The organism is Sphingomonas sanguinis, assembly GCF_001476905.1.
GTDB classification, from domain to species: domain Bacteria; phylum Pseudomonadota; class Alphaproteobacteria; order Sphingomonadales; family Sphingomonadaceae; genus Sphingomonas; species Sphingomonas sanguinis_B.
Window position 1 is genome coordinate 1 of the sequence record NZ_LDTE01000072.1, and the last position, 15,647, is coordinate 15,647.

The 15,647-nt window shown below is 67.2% G+C and carries 11 protein-coding genes and 1 tRNA gene; 3 read left to right on the top strand and 9 right to left on the bottom strand.

Annotated features, from left to right (window positions below; translation table 11 throughout):
- Positions 1-46 precede the first annotated feature (46 nt).
- The 7 genes from SB4_RS11755 to SB4_RS11785 form a co-directional block, all read right to left on the bottom strand.
- Complete coding sequence (locus SB4_RS11755; protein WP_058752721.1) at positions 47-328, bottom strand: chorismate mutase; 282 nt, start codon at positions 326-328, stop codon at positions 47-49.
- 302 nt (positions 329-630) lie between these two features.
- Positions 631-1,278 carry an FMN-binding negative transcriptional regulator gene (locus SB4_RS11760; protein WP_058752722.1) on the bottom strand — a complete coding sequence of 216 codons (648 nt, stop codon included), beginning with the start codon at positions 1,276-1,278 and terminating at the stop codon, positions 631-633.
- A complete protein-coding gene (locus SB4_RS11765; protein ID WP_058752723.1) occupies positions 1,275-1,772 on the bottom strand; it encodes a methylated-DNA--[protein]-cysteine S-methyltransferase in 498 nt (165 codons plus the stop codon). Before SB4_RS11765 ends, SB4_RS11760 begins: the two co-directional genes overlap by 4 nt.
- A gap of 50 nt (positions 1,773-1,822) precedes the next feature.
- A complete protein-coding gene (locus tag SB4_RS11770; RefSeq protein WP_058752724.1) occupies positions 1,823-2,215 on the bottom strand; it encodes an acyl-CoA thioesterase in 393 nt (130 codons plus the stop codon).
- A complete protein-coding gene (locus SB4_RS11775; RefSeq protein WP_153006194.1) occupies positions 2,212-2,817 on the bottom strand; it encodes a DedA family protein in 606 nt (201 codons plus the stop codon). Before SB4_RS11775 ends, SB4_RS11770 begins: the two co-directional genes overlap by 4 nt.
- Positions 2,793-4,862, bottom strand: a complete 2,070-nt coding sequence (locus SB4_RS11780; protein ID WP_058752725.1) for a S9 family peptidase — start codon at positions 4,860-4,862, stop codon at positions 2,793-2,795. Before SB4_RS11780 ends, SB4_RS11775 begins: the two co-directional genes overlap by 25 nt.
- Before the next feature lie 50 nt (positions 4,863-4,912).
- Positions 4,913-6,010, bottom strand: a complete 1,098-nt coding sequence (locus SB4_RS11785; RefSeq protein ID WP_206598006.1) for a glycoside hydrolase family 43 protein — start codon at positions 6,008-6,010, stop codon at positions 4,913-4,915.
- A 127-nt stretch (positions 6,011-6,137) separates the two neighbouring features.
- On the opposite strand from SB4_RS11785, the gene SB4_RS11790 reads away from it, so the two are divergent.
- Positions 6,138-7,928, top strand: a complete 1,791-nt coding sequence (locus SB4_RS11790) for an aminopeptidase P family protein (RefSeq protein WP_058752727.1) — start codon at positions 6,138-6,140, stop codon at positions 7,926-7,928.
- A gap of 344 nt (positions 7,929-8,272) precedes the next feature.
- Here SB4_RS11790 and SB4_RS11795 read toward each other — a convergent pair whose 3' ends face one another.
- Positions 8,273-12,886 (bottom strand): NAD-glutamate dehydrogenase, encoded by a 4,614-nt coding sequence (locus SB4_RS11795; protein ID WP_058752728.1) that lies wholly within the window; start codon positions 12,884-12,886, stop codon positions 8,273-8,275.
- 80 nt (positions 12,887-12,966) lie between these two features.
- The gene (locus tag SB4_RS11800) at positions 12,967-13,812 is read right to left on the bottom strand and encodes a PAS domain-containing protein (RefSeq protein ID WP_193753806.1); all 846 of its coding nucleotides are present in this window, start codon (positions 13,810-13,812) and stop codon (positions 12,967-12,969) included.
- A 122-nt stretch (positions 13,813-13,934) separates the two neighbouring features.
- Here SB4_RS11800 and SB4_RS11805 point away from each other — a divergent pair.
- Both SB4_RS11805 and SB4_RS11810 read left to right on the top strand, forming a co-directional pair.
- A tRNA-Thr gene (locus SB4_RS11805) sits at positions 13,935-14,010 on the top strand.
- Positions 14,011-14,181: 171 nt separating this feature from the next.
- Entirely contained in the window at positions 14,182-15,381 is a 1,200-nt protein-coding gene (locus tag SB4_RS11810; RefSeq protein ID WP_082670142.1) for a tyrosine-type recombinase/integrase, read from the top strand.
- The last annotated feature ends 266 nt before the right edge of the window (positions 15,382-15,647 follow it).

Consider the following 15,647-nt stretch of genomic DNA (forward strand, 5'->3'; position numbering starts at 1 on the left):
CCATGCTACGCATGGTCCCCTTCCCCGTACCGGGGAGGATGATGTCCTACCGCCCCTTTTGCCGCGCCTCCTGCGCCGTGAACCCCTCGACCATCGTGCGGAAAGTCGCTTCCGCCACATCGGGGCTCAGCCCCTGCTTCGCGGCCTTTTCCCGGATACGCATCAGGATTTGCCGAATCCGCGCATCGTCCCGGACCGTCGCGGCGGAGGTCTTGAAGCGCCCGGCTTGGGCGACGTAGCGCGACCGCTCGGCCATCAGGCGAAGGATCTGGTCGTCGATCCGGTCGATGTTGGTGCGCACTTCGCCCAGAGTTCGGCAGCAGGGCATGGCCGGTGCCTCTGCCGGGGCGGGTGCAGACAGCAGGATAGTAAGAAGCGTGGAGCAAGCGGGCAACAGACGCATCCGGAATCTCCGACACGGGACTGATATCCGGTCCGGTACGGACGCATTTCTCCCGCCGCCAGTGACATAGCCGTCACGTTGACATCCTCCCCGGTACGGGGAGGTGGCAGGGCGAAGCCCTGACGGAGGGGGGCTTCCTCTTGAGACACACCTTGCGGCGATCCCACTCCACCATGCTGCGCATGGTCCCCCTCCCCGTTCCGGGGAGGATCGAATTGTCGATCAACCTACCCCGCCCGGTCGCGCTCGGCTTGTTGCATCATGGTCGCCATCGCCCGGTCCCCGGGCGCATCCGACGCCGCCAGTCCGGCAATGACGCCGCGCCGGTTGGGTTCGGGTTGGTGCTGGGCGATCTTCCACACCCCCTCCAGCCGGGCGACGCGCAGGGTCAGGCCGACGATGCCGCGCTGCAAGCCTTGGATGAAATTCGCAGGCGCATCGTCGATCGACCAGGGTTCGACCTGTCCGGCTTCCTTCGCGTCCGTCAGCCGGGCGAGGTGAGCTACCAGCCAGTCGGGGTCGTGCGTGACGGACAGGCTCCCATGCGCCTGAACAGCGACGTAATTCCAGGTTGGCACGACCTTCCCATGCTCGCGCTTGGTCGGATACCAGCCGGGATGGACATAGGCATGCGGCCCCTGAAAGATCGCCAGCGCCGCGCAACCGCCCTCGGCCAACCGCCAGAGCGGATTGGCGCGCGCGACATGGCCCTCCAGCACCCAGCCATCGCCTTGTCGCGTCGCGATCATCGGCAGCGACACCGCTTCGGGCACGCCGTCTCGCACCACGACCAGCGAGGCGAGGCCGATCGTCGCCACGGCGTCCAGCAGCACGTCTTCGCGGGTCTCGACAAAGGCGCGCGGCGGATAGCTCATGCGAGCGCCAGTGTCGGCTCGCCGCGTTCGTGTGCCAGCAGCCACTGCTTGACCGCCAGCCCGCCCGCAAAGCCGGTCAACGTGCCGTTCGCCCCGATCACCCGGTGACAGGGCGTGACGATCGACAGCGGGTTGCGCCCGTTCGCCGCCCCCACCGCGCGCGATGCGCCCGGCCGCCCGATCGCGGTGGCGAGCGCGGCGTAGCTGCGCGTCTCGCCATAGGGAATGGTGCCCAGGCCGGTCCACACCGCCTTCTGGAAATCGGTGCCGCCGGGATCGAGCGGCAGGTCGAACACGCGTCGCTCCCCCGCGAAATACTCGGTCAGCTGGCGCACCGCCTCCGTCAGGATCACGTGCGCCGGATCGTCCTGTCGTGCGGGCAGCTTCACCCGCCCTTCTCGCTCCTCGGCCCACAGGACGGCACGCAGGCCTTCGGTACTCGCCACGAGGGTCAATTCGCCCACCGGCGAGGCCATGGTGCATTCGCTCAACATGGCCGCTACCCTAGCGCAGGAACGCGCCCGATGCGTCCCGCTTCTTGCGGTCAAACCCGAAAGGGTGCGGCGATCTCGGGCGTGACGCGCAGCAGACGGCCGGTGGCGCGGTCGATCAGCGCCCAGGTCGTCACCGCCTCCACCTTCACCCGGCCCTGCGCATCCAGAAAGCGGACATGCCGGTCGAAGCGTGCCCCCTTGGGCGGGTTGGGGACCCAAGTTTCGGCGGTCACCGTCTCGCCCGCCACGACATTGCCGCGATAGTCGATCTCGTGCCGCGTCACGACCCAGATATGGGCGGCGACATGTTCGGGCGGCACGACGGATTCCCAATGCGCGCCCGCAATCGCCTGAATCCACTGGACCCAGACGGCATTGTTCACATGGCCCAGCTCGTCGATATGCTCTGGCCCGGCGGTGAAGGTCATGGTGAAGCGGCTCATGCCTGTTCGCTCGATTCCCTGTATCGCAACCACAGCGCGCGGACGCCCCAGCCGATCGTGGCGGCGACCATCACCATCCCCGCCGCCATCAGGATGTGCGGCAGCGTCGGGCGATAACGCGCGGCGAGTTCGTGAAACGCCTCGCCGAACAGATAACCGATGCCGGTGAAGATCGCTGCCCAGCACAAGGCGGATGCGGCATTGACCGCGACGAACAGCCGGGTCGACACATGGCTGGTGCCCAGCGCCACCGGGCTGATCGTGCGCAGGCCGTAGAGGAAGCGGAAGGCGAAGATGAAGCCGACCGGGTAACGCTCCATCAGCTTCGTGACGCGCGTATAGACGCGGCGCTTGCGCAACTTGGCCACCCAGCGCCCGTCGCGTGCGCGGCGGCCGATAGTGAAGAAGACCTGATCCGCCAGGAACGACCCGATCGCTGCGGCCAGGAAGGCGGCGGGCCAGCCGATCAGCCCCTGATGCGACAGAATGCCGCCGGTCACGACCGCCGTCTCGCCCTCCAGCCCGGCGCCGAGCGCGATGGCCGCGACGCCGTAACGCGCGACGATCGCCTCTATGCTCAGGATTCGACTCCCATCTGCCACAGGATGAAGGCGTGCTCCTCCGCGCCCTCGCGCAGGGACTCGAACCGGCCCGACTTGCCGCCATGCCCTGCACCCATATTGGTCTTGAGCAGCAGCAGATTGTCATCGGTCTTGGTCGCGCGCAGGCGGGCGGCCCATTTGGCGGGCTCCCAATAGGTGACGCGCGGATCGTTCAGCCCGCCCGAGATGAACATCGGCGGATAAGCCTGCGCCTTCACATTGTCATAGGGGCTGTAGCTGCGGATCAGCTCGAATGCCTTGGCGTCCTCGATCGGGTTGCCCCATTCGGGCCACTCGCCCGGCGTCAGCGGCAGTTCGGCGTCCAGCATCGTGTTGAGCACATCGACGAACGGCACGTCGGCGATCACCGCGCCCCAGAGTTCGGGGTCCGAATTGACCACCGCGCCCATCAGCTCACCACCCGCCGAGCGGCCTGCGATGGCGATGCTCCCGGCCTTGGTCCAGCCGCCCTCGATCAGGCCCTTCGCCACGTCGACGAAATCGTGGAACGTGTTGGTCCGCTTTTCCAGCTTGCCGTCCAGATACCATTGCTGGCCCAGATCGTCGCCGCCGCGGATATGCGCGATGGCATAGGCGAAACCGCGATCGAGCAGGCTCATGCGGCCGGTGGAGAAGCCCGGCGGGATGGCATAGCCATAGGCGCCGTACGCATAGAGGAACAGCTTGCCCGATCCGTCGCGCGGAAAGTCCTTCGGGTAGACGATCGACACCGGCACCATCGTCCCGTCGCGAGCAGCAATCTTCAGCCGCTCGGTCCGGTACTTGTCGCCGTCATAGCCCGACGGGATTTCCTGCACCTTCAGCACGGTCAGCCCGCCGGTCGCCACGTCGTAATCATAAACGGTGCCCGGCGTGACCATCGACTCATAACCGAGGCGCAAGGTCGACACGTCATATTCGGGATTGTCGCCCAGCCCGGCGGTGTAGCTCGCCTCGGGGAAGTCGATCCGCTGGGCCACGGTCGGCGTATCGTAGCGATGGATGGCGATCCGGTCCAAACCGTCCTCGCGCCCCTCGACCACGAAGAAGTCCTTATAGCATTCCACCCCGGTCATGTAGAAATGCGGGTTGGGCGCGATCAATTCGTGCCACTCGCCGGGATTGTCGATCGAGGCGGTGCAGAGGCGGAACTGCGGGTCCACGTCGTTGGTGTGGATGAACAGCGTGCCGTCATGCTCGTCGACATCATATTCGCGCCCTTCCTTGCGGGGCGCGACCAGGATGGGTTCGGCAAAGACATTGTCGGCGGGCAGCAACCGCACCTCGCTGGTGACATGGTCGCCGGTCGCGATCACGATCCAGTTGCGCGCGGAGGTCTCGGCGACGGCGACGCGGTAACCCTCGTCATCCTCGTGGAACAGCTCGACATCCTCGGCGACATCGGTGCCCAGCTTGTGGAAGCGCGCATTGTCGGTCCGCCACTGCGCATTCGCCACGCCGTAGAGAAAACCGCTATCGTCCGCGACCCAGACGATTTCCGACAACATGCCGGGGATGACATCGGGCAGATGCTCAGCCGTCGTCAGGTCCTTGACCCGCACCTCGAACCGTTCCGAGCCATTGTCGTCGATCGCATAGGCCAGGTAACGGCCATTGTTGCTGATCGAGAAGGCACCCAGCCGGAAATATTCCTTGCCCTCGGCCAGCGCCGGTTCGTCGAGCAGCAGTTCGTCGGGGCCGCCCGCCACGGGCTTGCGCCACCATTTGCGATATTGCCCGCCCGTCTCGAACCCGGTCCAGTAGATCCAGTCGCCGTCCTTTTGCGGCACCGAGGATTCGTCCTCCTTGATCCGCCCCTTCATCTCTTCGTACAGCCGGTCGATCAGCGGCTGGCGCGGGGCCATGACGCTTTCGAAATAGGCATTCTCCGCTTCGACATAGGCGAGCACGTCCTTGTCGGTGACCTCGGGATAGGCGGGGTCCTTCAACCAGGCATAGGGATCTTCGATCGTCGTCCCATGGATGGTGAAGCTGTGCGGACGGGTCTCGGCGACGGGGGGCGTGAGCGCGGGGCTATCGGTCATCGCCCGGATGTAGCTAGGCTTGGCCCCCGCCGGAAGGGGTGGCGGCCATGCTATTTCCACCCGTCCGCCAGCGTCCAGCTGTCCCGCCAGCGCAGCACCGGCGTCGCGCCCTCCCATTCCACCGGCAGCCAGACATAGCGCCCGTCGATCGCATTTTCCGGCCGCCAGCGATCCGCCATGAAGAGGAAGCGCGGCTCCGCCCCCGGACGCGCGGGCGGCAGCGGCAGGACGAAGGTGGATTGTGAATGGAAGGTCGTCTGCTGGTCGACCTCGCTCCCGCGCACCGGATTGCCCAGCGAGCGCCACGGCCCCGTCACCTTGTCCGCGACATAGACGCGCCCCGGATTGGGCCGCCAGCCGGTAAGCCCCGAGGCGAACATGTAATAACGCCCCTTCGCCTTGAAGAGCGCGGGCGCCTCGTTCCCGCCATCGGGCAGCGCGCGGACATAATAGCCGTCATGGCGGGTCCAGTCGGGGGCCAGCCGCGCGATCTGGAGCGTGTCATTCTCCTCCGACGCATAGACGTGCCACGCCGTGCCGCCGTCGACGAAGATCGTCATGTCGCGCGCCATCTGCCCGCCCGCGAAATCGCGGGCCAGGGTGGTGCCGGGGGCCTTGTCCGCGGCGGTCGCGTTGGCGGGCCAGATGCCGGGATTGACGCGGCCCGCATGGAGGAAGCGGAACGGCCCCTGCGGCCGGTCGGCGACCGCGACGCCCGCCTGCGCCGCGCCGTACCCCTTGCCGCGCAGCTCCAGATGGAACCACATGACGAACTGGCGGGTGCGCGGGTTGTAGACGACCTTGGGCCGCTCCAGGATACAGTCGCGCGCGATCGGGCTATCGGGATCGTCCGACACCGCCAGCGCCACACCCTCGTCGCGCCAGTTCACCAGATCGGTCGAGCTATAGGCATGGACCCCGACCTGGGCACGGTTGCCCGCCTCGCCCGCGGTCTTGTGCTCGCCATGCCACCACCAGCGACCGCCATGGCGCAGCTGCCCGCCGCCATGCGCATTGATCGCGATGCCGTTCGTGTCGTTCCAGACCTCGCCGGGCCGGAACGCATCCGCCTCCGTCGCCTTGGCGATACCACCGAACAGCGCCGTCGCGCCCGCCCCCACCAGGATGCTCCGCCGGTCGATCATCATGCCATCCTCAAGCCTGTCTCGGCTCAGGATCGTATATCGTCCGACAAGTACATCAAGTCCCGTGAGGCTCGACGCTGTGTAACCGGAAGACTAGACTGGGCGCATTCCATTCCAGTCAGGTTGTGCCATGTCCCATTCCGTCCGCCTTGCCGCCCTTCGCGCCGAACTGGCTGCCCAAGGGCTCGACGGTTTCGTCGTGCCGCTGACCGACGAGCACATGAGCGAATATGTCGGCGACTATGCACAGCGCCTTGGCTGGCTGACCGGCTTTGGGGGCTCGGCGGGGTCGGCGGTGGTGCTGACGACCAAGGCGGCAATCTTCACGGACGGGCGCTACACACTGCAGGTGCGCGAGCAGGTGTCGGGCGAGGACTATGCCTATATCCCAGTGCCGCAGGACAGCGTGGCGGGGTGGCTGGGTCGAGAGACGGCGGCGGGGCAGCGGATCGGGTATGACCCATGGCTGCACACCCGCCAGCAGGTCGCCGACATGACCGCCGCGCTGGCCGACCGCGAGGCGGAACTGGTCGCGGTGACGACCAACCCGATTGACGCGGTCTGGACCGACCGCCCCGCCCCCTCCCCTGCCGTGCTCACCGTGCAGGACGATGCGGTGGCGGGCGAAAGTTCGGCCGCCAAGCGTGCGCGGATCGGCGAGTGGCTGGCCGAACAACGCGCCGATGCGGTGGTGCTGTCGGCGCTCGATTCGATCGCCTGGGCGCTGAACGTGCGCGGGACCGATGTCGCGCATACGCCGGTCGCTCTGTCCTATGCCATCGTCCATGCGGACGGCGAAACCGACCTGTTCGTGGCACCGGAGAAGATCACGCCAGAGGTTCGCGCGCACCTGGGCAATGCGGTACGGCTGCACGACCGGGCGGCGTTCGATGGCTATCTGACCGGCTTTGCGGGCAAGCGTATCGTGGCCGATCCCGAGCGCGCGGTCGCCGCCATTGCGCAGGCATTGGAAGCAGGCGGCGCCAAGGTGCTGGCGCTTCGCGACCCGGTGGTGCTGACCAAGGCGATCAAGAACCCCGCCGAGGTCGCCGGTCACCGCGCCGCCTCCATCCGCGACGGCGCGGCGATGGTGCGTTTCCTGCGCTGGGTCGAGGAGGAATGCCCCAAGGGCGGCCAGACCGAACTCTCCGCCGCCGCGCAGCTGCTGGCGTGTCGCGAGGCGACCGGGCTGCTGAAGGACACCAGCTTCGTGACCATCTCGGCGACCGGGGCGCATGGTGCCAGCCCGCATTACCACGTCACTGAGGAGTCGAACGCGGCGATCGAATTGGGGCAGCTGTTCCTGATCGACTCCGGCGGGCAGTATCAGGACGGCACCACCGACATCACCCGCGTCATGCCGATCGGCACGCCCACGGACGAGATGCGCGACCGCTTCACCCGCGTGTTGAAGGGCCATATCGGCTTGGCCACCGCCGTCTTCCCGGATGGAACCTTGGGCGGGCATCTGGACTCGCTGGCGCGGCGGCCGCTCTGGGAGGTCGGGCTGGATTATGCCCATGGCACCGGCCACGGTGTCGGCGCCTATCTGTCGGTGCATGAAGGGCCGCAGCGTATCGCCGCACCCAATTATCCCGGCGGTGCCGCGATGGAGCCGCTGCGCGCGGGCATGATGCTGTCCAACGAGCCGGGTTATTACAAGGCGGGCGAGTACGGCATCCGCATCGAGAATCTGGTGCTGGTCGAGCCGCGCGCCATCGCGGGCGCGGACCGCGACATGCTGAGCTTCGAGACGCTGACCCTGTGTCCGATCGAGCGGTCGCTGATCGTGGCAGAGTTGCTGACGTCCGAGGAACGCGATTGGCTCAACGCCTATCATGCGCGGGTGGCGGAGGTTCTGGCGCCGGAGCTGGAGGGTGCGGATCGCGACTGGTTGCTGGAGAAGTGCGCGGCGATCTGATTTTTCACGCGAAGCCGCGAGGACGCGAAGAAGAAGGAAGAAGGTTGGTTCGCGCGGAGGCGCGGAGACGCGGAGGTGTCTGCCCGCCGCGCCAGCGGCCTTCTTATCTCGGGCGCTGACAAATAGAGGGCGCTGCGCGCGGCGATTCCTCTCTGCGTCCTCTACGCCTCTGCGCGAAAAAACCTTCTTCTCCGCGCCTCCGCGTCTCCGCGCGAACCAAAATTCTTCGCGTCATCGCGGCTTCGCGTGAACAAAAAACGCCGCGCGGGAGAGGCCTCCCACGCGACGTTTTGCGCGCTTCAATCGGCACTGGAACTGGACCCCGGCCTTCGCCGGGGAACAGATCAGCGACCCAGCAGCACCCGCGCCTGCCCTGCGATCTGGGCCAGCATCGCGGCATTGGGCTGGGCGGCCAAGCGGGCCCGGTCGATCACCGCCTTGAACTGGCCGACGCGCGCGGCATTGCGTTCCAGCCAGGCCTCGACCGCCGCTTCCGGATCGGTCGCGCCCGCACGGCCCAGGAAATCGAGCCGCTGCTGCTGGAAATCGCGCGCGAGGCCCGCGATCAGCAAGCGCTCCCACGGATCGCTCGGGCTGATCCGCGCCGCCTGACCCTGCGCCCAGTCGAGGCCGAGTGCCTGACCCAGGCGGGTGAAGGCATGGGTCAGCCGCGTCTCGTCGAGCGACAGACGCTGGCCGAGATCGGCCAGGCCGACCGCGCCGTCGAGTTCCGACACGCGCACCACCCGCGCCGCAAGATCGGCGGGCGCGCCCGCATCTTCCAGTGCAGCAACCACACGCGCGCTCTGCGCCTTGGCCTCGTCGCGCAGCAATGCGGGCGTTTCCGCCGCCAGCCGCGCGATGCCCGGCTGCAACCGCTCCAGCGCCGCGCCCGGCGAGGTGCCCGCCGGCATCGACCGCAACAGGTCGGCAATCTGCGACCGCGTGGCGCGCGCCACCTCGTCGAACAGCGCGATACGCGCCGCTTCGGGCATCGCCGCCGTCTCGATCGCGGTCCACAAGGACGGCAGATCGAACAGCCGCTCGACCACGACGAACATCGCCGCGATGTCGGCCATCGCCGCGCCCTCTTCCTCCGCCAGCTCGAACGGATGGAGGATGCCCATCCGGTTGACGATCCGGTTGGCCAGCTTGGTCGCGACGATCTCGCCGCGCAGGCGATGCTGGTCGATGGCCTCACCGAAGGCCTCCTGCATCGCAGGCGGGAAGGCCGCGTGCAGATCGGGGAGCAGTTCGTCGTCCAGCGCGAGCGCACTGTTCTCGATTGCGTCCTGCAGCGTCAACTTGGCCGTCGCCAGCAGCACCGCCAGTTCGGGCCGGGTCAGCGGAATCCCGTCCTGCCCGCGCCGGAGCAGCACGTCGTTGCTGCCCAGCCCCTCGACCGCGCGGTCGAGCCGCCCGGCGCTCTCGAAAATCTCGATGACGCGGACATAGCTCGGCATCGCGGCCGCGCCATCCGCTTCCGCGATCGACAGGCCCAAAGTCTGGAGGCGGTTATCCTCCAGCACCAGATGCGCGACGTCATCGGTCATCGAGGCGAGCAGCGTGTTGCGGTCGTCCTCCGCCAGACGGCCCTCGATCATCTCGCGGTTGAGCGCGATCTTGATGTTGACCTCGTTATCCGAACAGTCGACGCCCGCCGAATTGTCGATGAAGTCGGTGTTGATCCGCCCGCCCCGCTCGGCAAAGGCGATGCGCGCGGCCTGCGTCACGCCCAGATTGGCGCCCTCGCCGATGGCGGTGACGCGCAGATCCTCGGCATCGACGCGCAGGCGGTCGTTCGCCGGATCGCCGACCTGGACGTTATTCTCCGCCGCCGCCTTGATGTAGGTCCCGATGCCGCCGAACCAGAGCAGATCGGCCGGCGCTTTCAGGATCGCCGAGATCAAAGCCGCCGGTTCCAGCGAGGTGGCGGTGATGCCCAAAGCCTCGCGGATTTCGTCCGACAGCGGGATCGTCTTGGCCGAACGCGGGAAGACGCCGCCGCCGGGCGAGATCAGGCTGGTGTCGTAATCCGCCCAGCTCGACCGGGGCAGCGCGAACATGCGCGCGCGCTCGTCCCAGCTCGTCGCGGGATCGGGATTGGGATCGAGGAAGATGTGGCGATGGTCGAACGCGGCGACCAGCTTGATCGCCTTGGACAAGAGCATCCCGTTGCCGAACACGTCGCCCGACATGTCGCCGCAGCCGACGACGCGGATGGGCTGGCTCTGTACGTCGACGCCCCGCTCGGCGAAGTGACGCTGCACCGAGACCCAGGCCCCCTTGGCGGTGATGCCCATCGCCTTGTGGTCGTAACCCTGGCTGCCACCGCTCGCGAAGGCGTCGCCCAGCCAGAAGCCGCGCTCCAGCGCCAGCGCATTGGCGACGTCGGAGAAGGTTGCGGTGCCCTTGTCGGCGGCGACCACGAAATAGGGGTCCTCACCGTCCAGCACGCGCACGCCATCCGGGTGCACCACCGCGCCCTCGACGATATTGTCGGTGATCGACAGCAAAGCGCGGATGAACACGCGGTAGCTTTCCTTGCCCTCGGCGGCCCAGCCGTCGCGGTCGGTGACCGGCGACGGCAGCTGCTTGGGATAGAAACCGCCCTTTGCGCCGGTCGGCACGATGACCGCATTCTTCACCCGCTGCGCCTTCATCAGGCCCAGGATTTCGGTGCGGAAGTCGTCGCGACGATCCGACCAGCGAAGGCCGCCACGCGCCACCGGCCCGGCGCGCAGATGGATGCCCTCGACGCGCGGGGAGTAAACCCACACCTCACGCCACGGCAGCGGCGCGGGCAGCCCCGGAATCCGGTGGCTGTCCAGCTTGAACGCCAGCGCTTCCTTGCCCGCCTCGGCAAAGGCGTTGGTGCGCAGCGTGGCGGCGATCATGTCGCGGAAGCTGCGCAGGATACGGTCGTCGTCGATCGCCGACACCGCATCCAGCCCGGCCGTGATCGCCGCATCGGCGGCGGCGATATCGCCCTTCGCCTTCGGGTCATGCGCGGCGGTGAACCGCTCGATCAGCGCGGTGGCGAGCTTGGGCGCGCGGCGCAGGGCATCGACCACGGTGGTGAGGCCATAGGGCAGCCCCGCCTGGCGCAGATAGCGGAACCACGCACGGAACAGCACCACCGCCTGCGGGCTGAGGCCGACATCGACGATCAGGCGGTTGAACGCGTCATTCTCCGCCTTGCCCTCCAGCACGGCGGCGATCGCACCCTCCAGCACCGCCGCGCCCTTGGGCTCGGTGGTCGCCTCGGTCTCGACGATGAAGTCATGGACGAAGGGATCGGCCTCGTCGCGCAGCCGGGTCGGCAGCTCGCCGATCACGCGGAAGCCGAAATTCTCCATCACCGGCACCGCGTCCGACAAGGGCAGCGCGCCGTTCAGCTTGTAGATCTTCAGCTGGCGATCCTGCCCCGGCTGGACCGGGAAGAGGCGGACCGATCGGCTCGATTCATTCTCCAAGGACGCCAGGCGCAGAATGTCGGCGGCGGCTTCCGACGCATCGCTGACATTGCGGTAATTGGTCGGGAAGCCATTGGCCCAGCGCAGCGCCAGACGCGCGGCACGCGGGGCGGGCACCTGCTCGGCCAGCGCCGCCTCGACGTCGGGCATCCAGCCGCGCACCATCTTGCGCAGCCGCTCGGACAGCGCCGCCGTATCGGGCAGGCGGCCGTCCTGGCGCAGGTCGATCGTATAGCGGATCAGCGCGACGACGCCGTCCTCCAGCGCGATCGACCAGTTGAGCAGCGAGCCGTTCGCCGCCTCGCCCAGCATCTCGCCGATCGCCACGCGCCGCGCGGTGGTCAGTTCGTCGCGGGGCAGCCAGACGAACGCGAACAAATGCCGCTGCAACACGGAGCGGATCAGCACCAGCTCGGGGCGCGGCCGGTCGGCCAGCGACATGGCGGTCAGCGCCAGCTGCTCCAGCGCCTCGGCCGGGAAGGCGGTCACCAGATCATGCGGCAGCGCGGTCAACGCATGGGTCAGCGCCTTGCCGGTATGGCCGCGCGGATCGAAACCGAACTTGGCCTGCAGTGCGGCGAGCCGCGTGCGCAGCACCGGGACCTCATGCGGCGGGCTGGCCAGCGCGGCGCTGGTCCACAGCCCGGCATGGATCGACAGGCCGACGACGCGGCCCGCTTCCATCACCGGCACCAGCACCAGGTCCAGCGGCACCGAGCGATGCACGGTCGAGATCGCGTTGGACTTGAGCAGCAGCGGCGCCGCCCCGCCCTCGACGAAATAGTCGAGCGCGCGCTGGCGCGACGTGTCGGCGAGCAGCGGCACCTTGTGCGGCGTCCGCGCCACGCCCAGCGCGGGCGCGTCGCGGCCATCCTCATACCATTTCTCATGACCCAGCAGCGTCAGCTTGCCGCCCAGGAACCACAGGAGGAGCGCCGCGCCCTCGCCATTCTTCTCGCCCAGCGTCGTCGCATCGGCAGCCAGCGCGTCCTGCAACCCCGACCAGTCCGCGACGGCGGCCCGGACATCGGCCAGCACGGCGCGCAGATCGTCGACCAGCCCGCGCCGGTCCCGCGCATCGGCGCGTTCCATTTCCAGATAGATGAAGGATTCGGACTTTCCGCCCGTGCCGATCGCCTGAAGCTGGCCTTCGGCATCGCGGGTCACGGGCAGGACGGGGTGGATCACGCGGTCGATCGCAATGCCGTCCGCGCCGACCATCGCCGCGATCGAATCGACCAGGAAAGGCATGTCGTCATTGACGATGGCCAGACGCATCCGGCGGTGCGTGTCGTCGCCCGACATCGGCTCCAGCGCGATCGACGGTTCTCCCGGCGCGCGCTGTTGCGCCACCCCGGCGACGAAGGCCGCTGCGGCCGCCACCTCCGCGGGGCCGAACCCCTGCAACTCCGCCGGAAGGGCGCCCTGGGTCAGCCGCGCGGCAATCGCGTCGGCCATCGGATGCGACATATTCGGTGCCATGGCGGTAAGTCCTAGGCCGGGCTTTCGCGCCGCTCAACCCTTTGCCGGCAGAGAAAAGATGTTGCGCCGCAGCGCAACTTTCAGTGCGAGGCGCGCAATACCCTGTCGGCCAGCTCGTCGTCGCCAACGACCGATCCGGTGACCGCCATGCCCCCGTCCGTCGCCACATGCCCCGCCAGCACAACCGCCGTGCCGGGCTCCGCGCCGGTGGCAAAGGCGATATGAGCCAGAATATCCGGCGCCTCCGCCCTCAGGCGCGGGGAATTGGGTCGCCCCTCGGCCCACAGACCCGCTGTGGCCTCCGGTGATACAGGCACCGCCCGGTCGCCCAGCGAATCCAGCAGCGCCGAATCGAGCGTCGCCTGCAGCAGCGGGTCGGCCAATTCCTTCCAACTGACGACGCCGTGCACGAAATCGATCATCAGCCCGTCGGAAGAATAGGGCAGCAGGATGCCGCGATAGAGCGTGGTGCGACCACGCGTATTGATGAATTCGGCCTCGAACCCGGCCGGCACCTGATCGATCACGATCTGGCTGCAATGCCCGGTCATGCGAGCGAGCAGCGAGCGCTCGGGCAGGTCGACGATCCGCTCAGGCCGATGGTCCAAATCGCATTCGTCGCGCAGCGCACTGCCGATATAGGCGATGACGGGGTCGGTCCGGCTCCCCCGGAAATCGAGCAGCACCGAATTGGCGGCAAAGTCGCCGATCGCCCCGGGGTCGAGCGACCGGATGAGCGGAAACCGCGCACCATCCAGCAAGGAGGCCCAGTGATGATAGGCGCGCGCATGCAGCCGCCGCTCGCGCCCTGCCAAGCTCGACAGGGCATCCTCCGGCCCGTCGACCGCCGCCGAATCGACGGCAACACCGCCCGTCGGCGCGGCGGCTGGCCCCGAAGGGCTGTTCATGACGGTCTTTCTGGCCATGGTCCCACCCTACGCCTGCCGTAGTTAACCCTCCGTAAAGAGCGAAGGCGCTTGCCAGCCCCCCACCAACCTGTTAAGCGCGCCCACCTCGACCGGATACCAGCCGGTTCGACCGATGATGGGCCGCTTTAGCTCAGCTGGTAGAGCATCGCATTCGTAATGCGGGGGTCACAGGTTCGAGTCCTGTAAGCGGCACCATCCCGAAATCGTCAAAAAACCAGCGTTTACGAACGGCTTAGGCCACGGTTCGGCGATACGGTTTGTCATCACGGCTTACCCGATGATGGCCAGCCAATGGCGAGATGATACAGGATTTGTATCACTCGTTGTATCACTCCACCGGCCAAGTCCCACGGCTGGGCAAAGACGATGGCGCGCAAACAGGCGTTCACCGACAAGGCGATTCTCTCCCTTCATGCTGGCAAGCTGTCAGACCCCGTAACGGCTGGGCTGTCAGTCGAGGCCAAGGCAGGCACCCGGACATGGCGCTACTATCGACGGTTGAAGGGATCGGCGGCGCTGATCCGGCTGACTCTCGGCACATATCCCGCACATGGGCTGTCAGACGCCCGCACATGGGCTGACAGGCTCAACGAGCAGGTCGAGGCGGGTATTGACCCACGCGAAGCGGAACGGGCTTCTACGGCGGCGCTACAGGCACGGACAATGACCGTAGGCGAGGCGTGGGCGTTATACTGGTCAGATACCATGAAGGGCACCCGGCGCGTCCTCAAGCCTCGCACACTGGCTGATAAGCGTGGGGTATGGACCGGCGACATTGAACCCACCTTGTCGGCGGCGGCGCTCAACGAGGTGACGGCGGACGACTTATGGGCGCTGGTTGAGCGCAAAGGCGAGACGGCACCTGTCCGGGCCAATAGGCTGGCAGGCGAACTCAAGGTCATGTGGGCATGGTTTGCATCGCGCGCAGGCCAGCGCGCTGGAATCCGTATCGACAACGATCCCACCGCCAGCCTGTCGGCGCGCTACTTCGCGCAATCGCCGGGGCGGCGGCGCATCCTGACCGACGAAGAAATCGGCTGGTTCCTCGCTGCTGTAGCGGTGCAGGGCGCGTCCTACATGCGCGCGCTTACGCTCATGCTGTTGACCGGCTGCCGTTTCAGCGAGGTCGTCGAGGCACCGCTATCCGAGTATCGCGGCGGCGTGTGGACGATCCCCGGCGAACGCACGAAGAACGCGCAGCCTCACGCCGTTGCGCTGGGCACATGGGGCCGCGAACTGTTCGAGCAGGCCAAGGGGCATTGGCTGGCACCGAACGCCACCGGCAAGGCACTGGTCGAGCGGCGCAACTGGTATCGTGTCAGGGATCGTGTCCACGCCCGCATGGAACGGCTGGCAGGCCGGTCGCTGGAACGGTGGGGCTATCACGATTTGCGCCGCACGATGCGGTCGAACACCTTCCGGCTCGGCATTGCCTACGAAGTGGCGGAAGCCATGCTCAATCACGCCAAGCAGGGACTGGAACGGCGCTATGATGTGGCAGACCTGTCCAGCTATACCCGCGAAGGGTTCGCCGCATGGGAGGCGCATGTGCGCTCGCTGACCTGATCCTCACCGAAAGATATGACGGTATCGGCGGTAGCCCCGGCGGGTTCGATCATTGGCGGAGCGGCGGCGTCGCCACCGCCCCCCAGCCGAATTTTCGATTTGTCAGAATGTAACTTTGAGCGCGCGTCACTACACGCGCAGCGGAACACCGGTAATGAACACGCGATTGGCGGCATCCTGCACGCCTAAGCGGGTAAGCTCAGCAACAAAGGCTTGTGCTATCGGGTAGGCATCTACTGAGGGGCCTACTAGGGTCCAAACCCAAT